The 14,197-nt window shown below is 70.8% G+C and carries 15 protein-coding genes and 1 tRNA gene; 8 read left to right on the top strand and 8 right to left on the bottom strand.

What is annotated here, in order from left to right:
• The first annotated feature begins 31 nt into the window (after nucleotides 1–31).
• The 3 genes from IEY70_RS10700 to IEY70_RS10690 are packed head-to-tail and all read left to right on the top strand — an operon-like array spanning nucleotide 32 to nucleotide 2,390.
• On the top strand, nucleotides 32–1,294 hold the full coding sequence (locus tag IEY70_RS10700) for an NAD(P)/FAD-dependent oxidoreductase (protein WP_189065005.1): 1,263 nt from the start codon (nucleotides 32–34) through the stop codon (nucleotides 1,292–1,294).
• Nucleotides 1,291–1,926, top strand: coding sequence for a VOC family protein (locus tag IEY70_RS10695; RefSeq protein WP_189065004.1), 636 nt, complete (start codon nucleotides 1,291–1,293; stop codon nucleotides 1,924–1,926). The genes IEY70_RS10700 and IEY70_RS10695 overlap by 4 nt, the downstream gene beginning before the upstream one ends.
• Entirely contained in the window at nucleotides 1,923–2,390 is a 468-nt protein-coding gene (locus IEY70_RS10690) for an NUDIX domain-containing protein (RefSeq protein WP_189065003.1), read from the top strand. Before IEY70_RS10695 ends, IEY70_RS10690 begins: the two co-directional genes overlap by 4 nt.
• Here the strand turns inward: IEY70_RS10690 and IEY70_RS10685 are convergent.
• Entirely contained in the window at nucleotides 2,366–3,001 is a 636-nt protein-coding gene (locus IEY70_RS10685; protein WP_189065002.1) for a rhomboid family intramembrane serine protease, read from the bottom strand. The two genes, IEY70_RS10690 and IEY70_RS10685, sit on opposite strands and share 25 nt — an antisense overlap.
• A 217-nt stretch (nucleotides 3,002–3,218) precedes the next feature.
• Between IEY70_RS10685 and IEY70_RS10680 the strand changes: the two genes are divergently transcribed.
• On the top strand, nucleotides 3,219–4,124 hold the full coding sequence (locus tag IEY70_RS10680) for an aldo/keto reductase (RefSeq protein ID WP_189065065.1): 906 nt from the start codon (nucleotides 3,219–3,221) through the stop codon (nucleotides 4,122–4,124).
• A gap of 128 nt (nucleotides 4,125–4,252) precedes the next feature.
• On the opposite strand, the gene IEY70_RS10675 is transcribed toward IEY70_RS10680, so the two are convergent.
• On the bottom strand, nucleotides 4,253–5,272 hold the full coding sequence (locus IEY70_RS10675; RefSeq protein ID WP_189065001.1) for an aspartate-semialdehyde dehydrogenase: 1,020 nt from the start codon (nucleotides 5,270–5,272) through the stop codon (nucleotides 4,253–4,255).
• A gap of 258 nt (nucleotides 5,273–5,530) precedes the next feature.
• Between IEY70_RS10675 and IEY70_RS10670 the strand changes: the two genes are divergently transcribed.
• Nucleotides 5,531–6,067: a hypothetical protein gene (locus IEY70_RS10670; RefSeq protein WP_189065000.1), complete on the top strand. Its 537-nt coding sequence runs from the start codon at nucleotides 5,531–5,533 to the stop codon at nucleotides 6,065–6,067.
• Here IEY70_RS10670 and IEY70_RS10665 read toward each other — a convergent pair.
• Both IEY70_RS10665 and plsY read right to left on the bottom strand, forming a co-directional pair.
• The gene (locus IEY70_RS10665) at nucleotides 6,050–6,349 is read right to left on the bottom strand and encodes a hypothetical protein (RefSeq protein WP_189064999.1); all 300 of its coding nucleotides are present in this window, start codon (nucleotides 6,347–6,349) and stop codon (nucleotides 6,050–6,052) included. The genes IEY70_RS10670 and IEY70_RS10665 overlap by 18 nt on opposite strands.
• A 96-nt stretch (nucleotides 6,350–6,445) precedes the next feature.
• On the bottom strand, nucleotides 6,446–7,057 hold the full coding sequence (gene plsY, locus IEY70_RS10660; RefSeq protein WP_189064998.1) for a glycerol-3-phosphate 1-O-acyltransferase PlsY: 612 nt from the start codon (nucleotides 7,055–7,057) through the stop codon (nucleotides 6,446–6,448).
• 110 nt (nucleotides 7,058–7,167) lie between these two features.
• Between plsY and IEY70_RS10655 the strand changes: the two genes are divergently transcribed.
• Together IEY70_RS10655 and IEY70_RS10650 are read left to right on the top strand one after the other, a co-directional pair.
• Nucleotides 7,168–7,257: transfer RNA gene (locus IEY70_RS10655), tRNA-Ser, on the top strand.
• 285 nt (nucleotides 7,258–7,542) lie between these two features.
• Nucleotides 7,543–8,832, top strand: coding sequence for a hypothetical protein (locus IEY70_RS10650; protein ID WP_189064997.1), 1,290 nt, complete (start codon nucleotides 7,543–7,545; stop codon nucleotides 8,830–8,832).
• Nucleotides 8,833–9,067: 235 nt separating this feature from the next.
• Here the strand turns inward: IEY70_RS10650 and IEY70_RS10645 are convergent, their stop codons facing one another.
• On the bottom strand, nucleotides 9,068–10,273 hold the full coding sequence (locus IEY70_RS10645; RefSeq protein WP_189064996.1) for an MFS transporter: 1,206 nt from the start codon (nucleotides 10,271–10,273) through the stop codon (nucleotides 9,068–9,070).
• Between the two features lie 197 nt (nucleotides 10,274–10,470).
• Entirely contained in the window at nucleotides 10,471–10,896 is a 426-nt protein-coding gene (locus IEY70_RS10640; RefSeq protein ID WP_189064995.1) for a cobalamin B12-binding domain-containing protein, read from the bottom strand.
• A 203-nt stretch (nucleotides 10,897–11,099) separates the two neighbouring features.
• Between IEY70_RS10640 and IEY70_RS10635 the strand changes: the two genes are divergently transcribed.
• The gene (locus IEY70_RS10635) at nucleotides 11,100–12,302 is read left to right on the top strand and encodes an META domain-containing protein (protein WP_189064994.1); all 1,203 of its coding nucleotides are present in this window, start codon (nucleotides 11,100–11,102) and stop codon (nucleotides 12,300–12,302) included.
• Nucleotides 12,303–12,373: 71 nt separating this feature from the next.
• Here the strand turns inward: IEY70_RS10635 and IEY70_RS10630 are convergent, their stop codons facing one another.
• Entirely contained in the window at nucleotides 12,374–12,727 is a 354-nt protein-coding gene (locus IEY70_RS10630; RefSeq protein WP_189064993.1) for a DUF1304 domain-containing protein, read from the bottom strand.
• Entirely contained in the window at nucleotides 12,724–14,145 is a 1,422-nt protein-coding gene (gene gltX / locus IEY70_RS10625; protein ID WP_189064992.1) for a glutamate--tRNA ligase, read from the bottom strand. The genes IEY70_RS10630 and gltX overlap by 4 nt, the downstream gene beginning before the upstream one ends.
• Nucleotides 14,146–14,197: the final 52 nt, after the last annotated feature.

The raw sequence follows: 14,197 nt of genomic DNA, 5'->3' as shown, positions 1-14,197 counted from the left end.
CTGTCCGTCCGCCCTGCGGTAGCCTGCGCGCATGCATGACGCAGTGGTGATCGGCAGTGGGCTGGCAGGACTCACGGCGGCGCGGGTTCTGGAGCGCGCCGGGCAGCGGGTGCGGGTGCTGGAGGCCGCGCCGTTCGTGGGGGGCCGCGTGCACTCGCGCGCCGTGAACGGATTCACGCTGGACGCCGGGTATCAGGTGCTGTTCCCGGCGTACCCGGCCGTGCGGCGGCACCTGGACCTGGGCGCGCTGGACCTGGTGCCCGTGCCGTCGTCGGCGGTCGTGCGGCGCGGCGCGCGGACCGACACGCTCGGCAGTCCCCTGAGCGACCCGGCGGCGCTGCCCTCGACCCTGCTGAGCGGCGTGCTGAGCGTGCCCGACAAGGCGCGCGTGGCGGCGCTGGCCCTGAAGCTGCGCGCCCCGGCACCCCACACGCTGCTGCGCGGCGAGGACCAGTCCACCGAGGCGTTCCTGCGGGAGTTCGGGTTCAGTGAGGGCGCGCTGGACCGCTTCTTCCGGCCGTTCTTCGGGGGGATCTTCCTGCGGCGCGAACTGGACACCAGCGCACGCCTGTTCCGTTACTACTTCCGGATGCTGATGGACGGCGGCGCGGCCCTGCCCCGCGCGGGCATGGGCGAGGTGGCGGCGCAACTGGCGGGCGGGCTGGACGTGGTGACCGGCGTGCGCGCCACGCACCTGAAATCCCACGCGTCGCACGTGACCGTGACCACCAGCGCCGGGGAACTGGACGCGCGGCAGGTGATCGTCGCGACCGACCCGGACGGCGCCGCCGCCCTGACCGGCCAGCCCACCGGGCGCGGCAGCCTGGGCAGCACGTACCTGCACTACGCCGCGCCGCACGGCCTGGACCGCGAGACGCGGCTGCTGCTGAATGCCGAGGCGGGCTTCATCAACAACGCGCACTGGCTGTCGAACGTGATCCTGCAGCGCGCCCCGCAGGGCCAGTCGCTGCTGACCGTGACCGTCCTGGGCCTCCCGGACCTCGACGACGACGCCCTGGACGCCCGCGTGCGCGGCGAACTGGACCGCTGGTACGGCCCGCAGACCGCCACGCTGCGGACCCTGCTGGTCGAACGCATCCGCCACGCGCAGTACCCGCAGCCTGCCGGGTACGCCGCCACGCTCGCCGGTCACGCCACGCCCCTGAGCGGCGTGATCCTGGCGGGCGAGGCGACCTCCATGAGCGGCATCCAGGGCGCCATGGAAAGCGGTGAGAAGGCCGCCGCCATCGTCCTGAACGACCCGGCTGGCATGAGCCGCCCCAGGGGCGCATGACCGCCCGCCCCGCCCCGACCCGACCGGGTGCGCGACTGGATCATCTGGTCATCGCCGCCCGCACCCTGGAGGAAGGCCGCGCGTGGCTCGAAGGCCGCCTGCGCTGCCCACTGGAACCGGGCGGGGAGCACGAGCTGTTCGGCACGCACAACGCCCTGCTGTCCCTCGGCCCCGACGCCTACTTGGAAGTGATCGCCGTGAACCCGCACGCACCCGCCCCAGGGCGCCCCCGCTGGTTCGGCCTGGACACCCCCGACATGCAGCGGCGCCTGTCGCACGGCCCGGCCCTGATCCACTGGGTGGCGGGCGTGCCGCACCTGCCGGCCGGGCCCGACGTGCTGGCCCTGTCACGCGGCGCGAACCGCTGGACCCTGACCGTCCCCGCCGACGGTCACCTGCCCGGCGGCGGCCCCCACCCGTCCCTGATCTGCTGGGAGACCCCGCCGCCCCCCACCCGCCTGCCCGACCGGGGCGTGCGCCTGGGCACCCTGCACCTGGGCACGCCCGACCCTGACGCGCTGCGGGCCGCGCTGGACACCCTGAACTTTATAGGCGAGGTCGAGGTTCAAAGGGGCCCGCAACCCGAACTGCGCGCGGTCCTGACCACCCCCGGCGGCCCGGTCGAACTGTGAGTTCTCAAGGGCCACTGCCACCCCCGGACGCCACCCACTACCGCCGCCCGGACGGTGTGCCACCGCGCCCCAGCGTGGGCGGGGTCATCCTGCGCCCCGTCGCGCTGGTCGTGGAACCCGGCCCCTACCCGCAACTGCCCAAGGGTGGTCTGGAAGGCAGCGAAACCCACCGGGACGCCCTGCAGCGCGAACTGCGCGAGGAGGCCGGACTGGAGGGCGTGCAGATCCTCCGCGAACTGGCGACCCTGGAACGCCTGAACTACGCCCGCACGAAGTGGCAGGTCACCCGCTACTACCTGGGGATCAGCACCCAGTCGGTAGTCCTGCCCCCGCTGGAGCCGGGCTACCGGCTGGAATGGCACCCCCTGCTGGGCGGGCAGGTGCCGGACCTGTTCTGGCCCGAGCAGACGCAGTTACTGCGGCAGGTGGCCCGCCAGCTTCAGCGGAACGGCACGCCGTTCTGACCTTCCGCCCGGCGGGGCCGCCGCCCGTGCAGCAGCGCCGCCGCCAGCAGGCCCGCCAGGAACCCGAACAGGTGCGCCTCCCACGACACGTACGGGTTGCCGGGCAGCACGCCCCACAGGATGCCCCCGTACAGCGCGAACGCCGCGACCGCCACGCCAATGGCGACCGGCGTGCGCTCCCACCAGCCCACGCCCAGCAGGTACGCCAGGAACCCGAACACCAGTTCGCTGGCGCCCAGGTGCACGCTGCCGCCCCGCCCGAACAGCCACACCAGCGCGCCCCCCACCAGCACGATGATCAGCGTGGCCGCCACGAAGCGCGCCACGCCGCGCACGGCGCCCATGAACGCCAGCACCGCCAGCGGCACCGTGTTCGCCATCAGGTGCCCGAACCCCGCGTGCAGGAACGGTGCGGTCAGGATGTTCCAGAACGACCCCCCGTCGCGCGGGAGGATGCCGTAGCGGTCCAGCGACCCGCCGAACAGCAGCTGATCGGCCACCTCCTGCCCCCAGATGCCCGCCACGAGCGCCGCCGTCAGGCCTGCCGCCGGTCCCAGCTGACCCACGCGGGAGGGAGGGCGCGCAGAGCGGAACCGGTCGGGTCGGGTCATGCGTCCAGTGTGCCGCATGTGGGCCGGGCGGGGCATCCACCGGAGGGTGCAGGCGGCAGGCTCACCCGGCTCCCTCCCGGCCTTCATGAGCTTCGCGGTCAGCCTCACGGACCGCGCGTTACCCTGACCGCATGACCAACCCGGAAGCAGGCGCCCACGCGGCAGGCACCCAGGCGGCAGGCAGCACCCCGCCCACAGAACCCTCGGGCACAGCGGACTGAGCGTCTCGGCAGTCGGACTGGGCTGCAACAACTTCGGCGGTCGCCTCGACCAGACCGCCACCACCGCCGTCGTGCGCCGCGCACTCGATGCGGGCATCACGCTGTTCGACACGGCCGACATCTACGGCAACCGGGGCGGCAGCGAGGAAATGCTGGGCCGCGCCCTCGGCCCGGAACGCCGGAACATCATCCTGGCCAGCAAGTTCGGCATGGACATGGGAGACGGCCAGCAGGGCGCGCGGCCCGACTACATCCGACAGGCGCTGGAGGCCAGCCTGCGCCGCCTCGGCACGGACTACCTGGACCTGTACCAGCTGCACCGCCCGGACCCGAATACGCCCATCGAGGACACCCTGGGCACCCTGAACGACCTCGTGCAGCAGGGGCTCGTGCGGGCTGTCGGCGTGAGCAACATGCCCGCCGCCGACGTGCGCGCCGCCGACGCCCTGGCCCAACAGCACGGCTGGGCACGCTTCACGTCCTGCCAGGACGAACACAGCCTGCTGGTCCGCGACATCGAAACCGACCTGATCCCCGCCGCCCGCGACCTGAACCTGGGCCTGCTCCCGTACTTCCCGCTCGCCAGCGGCCTCCTGACCGGCAAGTACCACGCCGGGCAACCCCTCCCGGACGGCGCACGCATCACGGGCAGCCAGGGCGCGCAGGACCGCTACCTGACCCCGCAGAACTGGACGGTCGTCGAGAACCTCCGGACCTTCGCGCAGGCCCAGGGTCACACGCTGCTGGAACTGGCGTTGGGCTGGCTGCTGTCCTTCCCCGAAACCAGCAGCGTCATCGCCGGGGCGACCCGACCCGAACAGATCGACGCGAACGTCGCTGCCGCCACCTGGACCCTGAGCGCCGACGAGCGGGCCGAGGTGGACCGCATCACGCGCGCGTAGGCAGTGGGGGGTGGGTGGGGGAGAGTTGAATCCCCGCCGACTGGACGCCAGCAGAAAAGCCGGGGCATGACGCTCCGGCTTTCCTGGGCCTGGGTCGAGTCGGGAAGCAACCCGCCCCCACTTCCCGCTTACGCCCGCTGCCTGGCTGTCAGCGCACCTTTCTGCTGGAGGTACTCGGCGATCTGCACGGCGTTCAGGGCCGCGCCTTTCAGGAGCTGGTCGCCCGCCACGAACAGGTCGATGCCGCCGTCGAACACCAGCGACTCGCGGATGCGGCCCACCTCCACGTCGTACTTGCCGCTGGCGGTCAGGGGCATGGGGTACAGCTTGCCTTCCGGGTTGTCGCGCACCTCGACCCCGGCAGCCCCGGCCAGCAGCTCACGCACGGCCTCAGGCGTGGCGGGGCGTTCGAGTTCCAGGGTGATGGCCTCGCTGTGCGTGCGCAGGGTGGGAATGCGCACGGCGGTGCAGCTGATCTTCAGGCTGTCGTCCCCGATGATCTTGCGGGTCTCCCAGGCGACCTTCATCTCTTCCTTGGTGTACCCGTTGTCCTGGAAGGAATCGATGTGCGGAATCACGTTGAACGGGATCGGGTGCGCGAACACGCTCGCCTGCGCCTGCTCACCGTTCAGTTCCGCGCGCGTCTGGTCCAGCAGTTCCTCCATGCCCTTGGCCCCGGCGCCGCTGGTGGCCTGATACGTGCTGACGATCATGCGCTTCACGCCGTACGCGCGGTGGATGGGCGCCACGGCGACCACGGCGATGGCCGTCGTGCAGTTCGGGTTGGCGATGATGCCCTTGTGGCCCAGCGCGGCGTCGCCGTTCACCTCGGGCACGACCAGCGGCACATCCGCGTCGTACCGGAAGGCGCTGCTATTGTCGATCACGACCGCGCCGCCCTCCACCCACCTGGGCGCCAGCGCCTTGCTGATGCTGCCGCCCGCCGACGCCAGGATCACGTCCGCGTCGATCGCCCCTTCCGGCGTGACCTGCACCGTCAGGGATTGGCCCTTGAAGGTCAGCTGCGTGCCCGCGCTGCGCGGACTGGCAAACAGGAGCAGCTCATCGAATTGCAGGCTGCTGCCCTCCAGCACCTTGAGAAGTTCGTGCCCCACCGCTCCGGTCGCCCCGACAATCGCTACGCGCATACCCGTCTCCTTCCCACAAAAAAACCGCCCGGCGTGTCTCGCGGGGCGGCTGCCATCAGGACACCGCCCTCACGGGGTAATGGTGGTCATGACGGCGTTCATGCCCCCCAGCGTAGGCGCTGCCCCTCCGGGGGTCAAGGCTGCCTGCCTAGCGTGAAGGGACCGTGGGGGGCCAGTCCAGTGGAGACGCAGGTGCCACGCAGTCTGCGGAACGAACCTGATCTCCGCCGCCTGAAACCGATTCAGTATCCTCTGACCATGTCACACCGCTGCCATGTCGCGCTGATCTCGGACGGTCAGGTGAGCTTTCATTCCGACAGGTGGGGTGCGCTGGGTCTGGCTGACATCCTGGTTGCTGGCCCGGCAGTCTTCGTGGCCTGGTTCAAGGAACAACGTGACATCTGGCCAGACGCCGTCGGCCCGAACACCATGCGGCTGATTCCTGAAGACTTCGCTGTCGTGTACATGGATCACCGGCAGTTGAAGATTTCAGAGTATGCGGGCTTCGGGCACTGGGCAGAGCGGGCGAAGGGCCGGGCACCTGAACTCCGCGAGCATCTGTCCCGCATGACCCCGCCGTTGAGGGGGGCGGCCCTGGAACTTCTGAAGGAACGGTGGCCGGGATGGGAGGTCTCTTACGCGGATTCGCCGCAGCCGCAGGTGGACTGGGGGCATCTGCCGGAGGCATCAGCGGATGAGGTGTGGTCGGCCTTCGAGGTGACTCCACTGCCTGACCTGCCGGACGCCGTGATTCGGCGACTCGTGCGGAGCCTGACGTTACTTGCGCTTGCGTAGGAAGCTCAGCCATCCGGCGCGTTCGGGTTGCCGGGCCGGGGCGAAGTCCTCCATCTTGATTTCCGCTTCCGGGTGCGGCGCGGCTTCCCAGCCGTACTCGGTGGCGATCAGGCCCCCGAAGCGTCCGGCGGCGTACAGCGCGTGCGTGCGCTCCTGCTCCTCGGTGACGGCGCGCGGGTCGGCCAGCGCCTGCAGCATCGCCTGGAGGCTCTCGTCGTCGCACTGCCACGCGCCCTGCGTGAACACCGCTTCCTTACCGTAAACGCGAATCCTGGCCGACATGCACTCCTCGCAACGTGACGGGGCCGGGGTCCCGCCGTTCAGTTGTCTTGACCCGCCCAGCATAGCGCACGGACGGCCCCCGCCGGTGCGCGGGGCTCAGCTGGCCTTCTCGCCGCCGACTTTCTCGCCGAAGCGGCGTTCGTTCCCGGCGTGCAGTTTGCGGATGTTCTCGCGGTGCTGCCACACGATCAGCGCGGCCAGCGCCGAGACGACCAGCGACAGCCACAGCGGCGCGCCCAGCAGGTACGCCGTGAACGCGCCCGTCAGCGCGCCCAGGATGCTGCCCGCCGACACGAACCGCGTGAGCCACACGGTCGTGATGCCCATCAGGAAGAAACCCAGGCCCGCCACGGGCAGCAGCGCGCAGATCGTGCCGAACGTGGTCGCCACGCCCTTGCCGCCCTTGAAGTTCAGGAACGGACTGAAGTTATGGCCGATCACGGCGGCCACCCCGCACGCCGCCTGCATGGGCGCGTCCAGGCCCAGGGCGCGCGCCAGCCAGATTGCCAGCGCGCCCTTGAGGATGTCGAAGATCGCCACGACAATCGCCGGTCCCTTGCCCAGCGTGCGCAGGACGTTCGTGGAACCGCTGTTGCCACTCCCGACTTTCAGGATGTCCACGCCACGCGTGCGCGCCACCCAGGCCGCCGCCGGAATCGCCCCGACCACGTAAGAAATCAGCACCGCCAGCACGGCAAGAAAGGTCACAGTTGCATTCTAGGGCATCGGCGGGCCGCGCATCCCTCCGGGCCGGACGGCACACGGGTCGGCACCCAGATTTGATTTTCCTGCCCTGACCCGCTAATCTGCTGTGCGCTGGAACGGTGCCCGAGTGGTTGAAGGGGCACGCCTGGAAAGCGTGTGTACGGGCAACCGTACCGAGAGTTCGAATCTCTCCCGTTCCGCCAGCCAGAATCAGAGCGTCGCAGTCGGCCCCAGGCCTGCTCGGCGCTCTTTTCATTGCTTCGATGCCTCTGCCGCCCCCCACACCGGGGGGTTTTTTCATGGGCCGGGATTGTTGAACTGCGGGGACTGTTTTCAGGCCAGCAGGGTGACGTATGGTGCCGCTTGCACCTACAACTTCAGTTTCCGGCCGGCGCGCCGTTGCCCGGCCCATCCCTGTTCGGCCTATCCCTCTTCGGCCTATCCCTGTTCGGCCCGCCGTGTTCCGCTCTGCCCGGAGGAAGTCCCGTATGCCCAGATCGTTCCTGTCGTCTGCCCGTCTGCCTGCCGCCCTGATCCTGAGTGCCGTGCTGGCGGCCTGCTCGTCTGCCCCGCAGCCGCAACTGGCGGCCACTGCCGGCCTCCCGGCGGGGTTCAGTGAGGCGCAGACGGCGCTGCTGGCCGAGGGTGGCCGGGGCGGTGTCCTGAGTGCCCAGGCGGCCTCCTGCGCCACGCAACTGGCCCTGCCGTTCGGTCAGAGCGGCCTGGATACCGGCGTGTACTGGTACGCCAGGGGCGAGAGCGGCAGCCCCGGCGGGGTGGGCTGCAAGGCCCGCGCGGACGGCGCGGCCATCAGCGGCTACTACGACCCGGCAAAGCCCGTGATGCTGTTCGTGCACGGCTGGCAGGACGGCAGCACGGTGGCGGGCGTGCGAGACAACTTCTACTTCAGCGACGGCAAACTGAACGTCGCGGACGCCTGGATCAACGCCGGGTGGAACGTGGCGCTGTTCCACTGGACGCAACTCGCCGACGACGAGGGCACCGTCAGCGTCCCGTACCACTCGCAGGCGAAGATCTGGACGGCCGGGTACTCGTACCGCGACACGCTGGGCCGAACGCAGAACATCGGCATGCGCTACCGCACCCCGACCGGCGCGTACTCGGTGACGGGCGCCCCCACCGTCAGTGCCGGGCAACTGTTCTACAACGCGTACCGCAGCGCCCTGAGCCAGTGGACGTACAGCGGCGCCGAGGGTGTGCGCGTCATGGGGCACTCGCTGGGCGCGCAGATGGCCCTCGCCATGACCGAGAAAGCCTACGCCGACCCTGCCCTGAGCGCCGCGAAACGCCCCCGGCGCGTGATCCTGGCCGACCCGTTCTGGTCGCCCGCCACCGCCGACTACGGTCACTCGTACGCCTACCTGAGCCCCGACGCGAACCCCGCCGCCCGCAGCGCCCGCATCGCGCAGACCCTGAAAAGCAGCGGCGTGGCCGTCGAATGGATCAAGACCAGCCGCCTGCTCGACCTGGGCGGCGACAACAACCTGAACATGGCGAAATTCATCAGCCGCACCGAGGTCTTCCCGGACTACGTGTTCGACCTGAACCCCGCCAGCGGACTGGCCCGCAAGCACGGCGCCGCGCCCCGCTGGTACCTCTGGAGCCGCTCGTTCGCCGCGAACGGCGCCGTCAGCGCCGCGAACACCCAGTCGGTCGCCGTGACCCGCATGAACAGCGGCGTGCGCTACGACCAGAACGGCGGCAAGAGCAGCGCCACGCCCGGCGACGACACCTTCGTCAGCGCCCCCAACCCCTGACCACTCCAGAAACATGACCGGTGGGGAAGAGGGAGTTGACCCTCGCCCCCTGCGGGAGAGGGTGCCCCGAAGGGGCGGGTGAGGGGGCCGGTCACGGGTCATACGGGTTCCGTTTGTTTCGCTGACAATCCGGAACTTCACCGGATTGCCAACTCCACGTCCGGAACCCGTTTTGCTCCTACTCGCATCCGCTCGGATTGAAGGGGCTGCAAAGACCCTTCAATCGGAGTCCGTATCAGGCAGCCCGGACCCGCCACGCGCTGATCAGCGGCAGCAGTGCCAGGACGGCGCAGCCTGCGGCCAGCACGGGGAAACCGGCGCGGGCGATGATCACGCCGCCCAGCGCGGTCCCCACGCCCGCCGCGACGTACCCCAGGCCGTCCGTGACGCCCTGCGCGGCCGGGAAGCGGGTCAGGGCCTTGCTGCCCGCCACGAACGCGAGGTTCCAGCCGAGGCCCAGCCCGAACATGCTGACGGCCAGCCACGCCGCGCCGCTCAGGGGGGCGCACAGGGCGGCGGCGGCCAGCAGCAGCGCGCCGCCCACGTACCCGAAGCGCAGGCCCAGGCGGTCGATCAGGGGTCCGGTCAGCCAGCCGAAACCGAACATGCCCAGGATGTGCCCGCTGATCAGCGCGGCGACCGCGCCGTGATCCATGCCCATGTGGTGCGCCCGCAGCGGCGTGAGGCTCATCAGGGTGACCATCAGGCCCTGCGCGGTCGCCAGGGCCAGCGCGGTGCTGCGCACGCCGGGAATGGCGAAGGCCGCCCGGACTGTCAGTTTCGCGGGGGCGGCGGTCTGGGCGGGCAGCGTGGCGTGCGCAGGGAAGGAAGCAGTGATGGAAGCAGTGGTGGGTCGCCACAGGCGGATCAGCAGGGCCGCGACGCCCAGCAGCGCGCCGCCCACCAGCCACCCGGCGACCTCCGGGGTGCTGCCCAGCGCCGCGCCCAGCGCCTCGATGGGCCGGGACGCGCCGGTCATCAGGAACGACCCGAGCACGCTCATGAGCATCAGGGCGCCCAGCGCCGCGCCGCGCCGGTCGTCGGGCACACTCTCGGCAGCGGCGTAACGGGCCTGCTGGTAGCCGCCCTGCGCGGCGCCCATCATGCAGGCTCCCAGCAGGAACACCGGCAGCAGCGCCCAGCGGGCACCCACGAAGCCCACGGCGGCCCCCACGGCGCCCAGCACGAAGGCGGCACTCAGGCCGGTGCGGCGGCCCCGGCGGATCATCAGCGCCCCGAACGCCCCGGCCGACAGCGCCGCCGACGTGCTGATCAGGGTGCTGGGCAGGCCCACCAGCGCCTCGAAGTGCAGGCCGCTCATGATCAGGCTGGCCAGCACGGTGCTGACGGTGGTCGCGCCGGTCGCCAGTGCCTGCGCGGAGTACAGCGGCGCCAGTCGCCCGATGTCCAGGGCCGGGCGGGGCAGCGCGGCGTCACTCATGGGCGGGTCCGGGGGCAGTCATACGGACTCCGGTTGAAGGGCTTACAAGGCCTTCAATCCGCGCGGATGCGACTCGTAGAGCTGCGCCGCAGAGGAGGAGCGAAACGGGTTCCGGACGTGGAGTTGACGACCCGGCGCCCTTCCAGGTTGTTAACGAAACAAACGGAATCCGTATCATGCCCGGCATCATGACAGGCTCACGCCTCGCCCTGCGCCTGCCAGCGGGCCTGCACGGCGCCGCGCAGGTACGTGGCGGCGTCCTCGGTGCTGGCGCCGGGCGTGAACACGCGCCCCACGCCCAGTTCCGCCAGGGTCGGCAGGTCCTGATCGGGGATGATGCCGCCCCCGAACACGATGATGTCCTGCGCGTCCTGCTCGCGCAGCAGGGTCATGACCTCCCGGAAGTAATGCATGTGCGCGCCGGACAGCACGCTCAGGCCGATGGCGTCCACGTCCTCCTGCACGGCGGCGCTGACGATCATCTCGGCCGTCTGGCGCAGCCCGGTGTAGATGACTTCCATGCCGGCGTCCCGCAGGGCGCGCGCCACGACCTTCGCGCCCCGGTCGTGGCCGTCCATGCCGGGCTTGGCAATCAGTACTCGAATTCGGCGGTCCTGTGTCATGTCGTTCCTCCTGCCCCCGTCCCGGACAGGCCGGGCGGCGCACACTTGCATTCAGAGGGGCCGGAGGACGGTTCGCGCCGCACCTCCCGGACCCTAACGGGCGTTTGGGTGCCATTCTACGCACTGCCGCACCCGACTGTCCCGCCCCGCCGTCCTGACCGCCCGTCACGCGCCCATCAGGAACGCGGTGTACAACCGTTCTCATGAGCGCCCTGCTGCCCCTGACCCTGGCCGTCCTGACCTCGCTGCCCGCGCCCACCCCGGCCTCTCCCGCGCTGGTCGGCACGACCTGGACCCTCCAGACCGTGCAGCCCGCCGGGAACGCACCCATCACGCCCGGCGCGCCCCTGACCCGCCCCACCCTGACCCTGACCGGCAGTGGCCCGGACCTGACCGTGGGCGGCAGCACCGGATGCAGCGCCCTGACCGGCGCGGCCCGCCTGGGCGCTGCCGGCCCGCTGAAAACGGCCACGCTGCTGCTGCGCGGCGTGCAGGGCGGCGACACCGACCACTGCACCGACGCCGCCCTGGCCCTGCGCGAGGATTACCTGAACCTGCTGCGCGCCACCACCCGCTACGCCCTGAACGGCGACACCCTGACCCTGAGCGCCGGGAAGGGCCGCCTGACCTTCCGCGCGCTGGAGGCCCGTCCCGCGGCCCCTGTGAACATCAGCCTGAACGGCGCCTGGACCGTCACGCGCCTGAACGCCGCAGGGCGCGACCTGCCCACGAGCAGTCTGCTGAACGTCAGCTTCGACGGCCCGAAAGTCACGCTGGGCGGCGCGGTCGGCTGCAACGCGCTGCGCGGCACCGGGGCGCTGCTGGGCGGCCCGGCGCGCGTGACCTTCGGGCCGGTCAGCTCGACCCGCATGGCCTGCCCGGTCCCCCAGGCGCAGGCGGAAACGGCCCTGCTGGCCCTGCTGCGCGCCCCCCTGAGCGTCACGCAGGCAGGCAGCAGCCTGACCCTCAGCGGCGCGGGCGGCACCCTGACCCTCACGCGCGGCCCCCAGCCTGCCGCGACCCCGGCGACCACACCCACTGCGCCCGACCCGGCCGCCACGTACACCCTGACCCGCGTGAACGGTGCGCCCGCCCCCGCCACTGCGCGGCCCGTCAGCCTGACCTTCCGGGACGGGCGGGTGGGCGGTGTGGACGGCTGCAACAACGTGGGCGCCCCCTACGCCCTGCGCGGCGCCGTGTCGGGCGGCGCCGTGCTGACCCTGACCGGCCCGGCCTTCACGACCCGCGTGGCCTGCCCGGAAACCGGCGTGAACCTGATCGGCCTGCTGGACCGCGCGCCCACCCTGACCGTGCAGGGCGCCGCCGGACGCGGGCAGACCCTGACCCTGACGGTGCCTGCCACGGCCGACGCGCCCGCCGAACGCTGGGAATTCCAGGCCCGCTGAAGGCAGGCCCCATACAACCGGAAGGGCGGCGCTCCCCGTTGAGGAATGCCGCCCTTCCGGTTGTGCCGTTTTCAGCGGGCCAGCAGGACCGCCAGGATCGCCAGCGCAGCGGGCACCGTCTGAATGAACAGGATGCGGCGGTTCGCGGTCGCCGCGCCGTACAGGCCCGCAACCGCCACGCACGCCAGGAAGAACAGCTGAATGGCCGCCGAACCCGTGATCAGGCCCCAGATCAGGCCCGCCGCCAGGAAGCCGTTGTACAGGCCCTGGTTGCCCGCCATGACGCGGGTCTGCGCCGCGAGTTCCGGCGTGGTCCCGAAGGCCTTCATGGCGCGCGGGGTGGTCCACAGGAACATCTCCAGCACCATGATGTACACGTGCAGCAGGGCAATCAGGCCCACCAGCATGGGGGCGATCAGCGTCATGCGCCCAGCCTAGCGATCCGGGCGACCACGCGCTCGCGGCCCAGCGTGGCGAGCAGGTCCGGCAGGTCCGGGCTCTCCATCGTTCCCGCCACCGCCGCGCGCACGGGCGGCATGACCTTCCCGAGCTTCAGCCCGCGCCCCTCGGCGAACGCCGCGAAGGCCGCCTTGATGGACGCCGCGTCGAAGGTCGGTACGTTCTTCAGCGTGGCGGCCAGCTCGGGCAGCAGCTCCCGCGCGCCGTCGATGGCGGCCTGCGCCTTCTCGGTCACGGGGTACTCCTCGGACCAGAAGTAGGGCGTCTTCTCCATGAACTCGCTGAATACCTCGATGCGCGGCGTCATCAGGCGCACCACCGAGCGGAAGTAGTCGTCGTTCGGCAGATCCACCTTCTGATCGGCCAGGAAGGCGTGCAGGCGCCGGGCGACCTCGTCTGTGCCCAGCACCTCGCGCAGGTACTTGCCGTTGTACCAGCGCAGCTTCGCCTGATCGAACACCGGGCCGCCCAGCGTCACGTCAGAGAGGCGGAACACCCGCTCGAACTCGGCCAGATCGAACACTTCCAGGCCGTCCGGGTGCGTCCAGCCCATCGTCGCCAGGAAGTTCAGCATCGCCTCGGGCAGGAAGCCCTGCCCCTGGTACCACTCCACGCTCGTGGGGTTCTTGCGCTTGCTGATCTTGGACTTGTCCGAGTTGCGTAGCAGCGGCATGTGCGCGAACACCGGCTCAGGCCACCCGAAGGCGCGGTACAGCAGAACGTGAATGGGCGTGCTGGTGATCCACTCCTCGGCCCGGACGACGTGCGTGACACCCATCAGGCGGTCGTCCACCACGTTCGCCAGGTGGTAGGTGGGGAACCCGTCGGCCTTGAGAAGCACCTTGTCGTCGATCTCGCGGTTCTGGAAGTGAATCGGGTCGCGCAGCAGGTCGTTCACGACCGTCTCGCCCTCACGCGGCACCTTCAGGCGGATCACGGCCGCCTCGCCCGCCTCCACCCGCGCCTGCGCCGCCGCCGGGTCCAGGTCACGGCTGGGCACGGCGATCACGCGGCCCTCGGCCTGCGCCGCCTCGCGCAGCGCCGTGAGCTCATCGGCCGTCTCGAAGGCGTAGTAGGCGTGCCCGCCCGCCACGAGCTGGCGGGCGTAATCGCCGTACAGGTCGAAACGCTCGGACTGACGGTACGGGCCGTTCGGGCCGCCCTGAAGCGGCGACTCGTCCGGCGTCAGGCCCAGCCACGCCATCATCTGGAAGATGCGCTTCTCACTGTCCGGCACGTAACGGTTACGGTCGGTGTCCTCGACGCGCAGGATGAACTTCCCGCCCGACTGGCGGGCCAGGGTGTGGTTGAACAGCCCGATGTACGCGGTCCCCACGTGCGGGTCACCGGTCGGGCTGGGAGCAATACGGGTCACGACAGACATGCCGCACAGCATACGAGGCGGCGAGGTGTTCCTGCCTTCCCGCACGTCCCGC

It is taken from the genome of Deinococcus seoulensis (assembly GCF_014648115.1).
Lineage (GTDB): Bacteria > Deinococcota > Deinococci > Deinococcales > Deinococcaceae > Deinococcus > Deinococcus seoulensis.
Note: the sequence above shows the minus strand (reverse complement) of the source record. Positions and strands in the feature narration are given on the sequence as shown.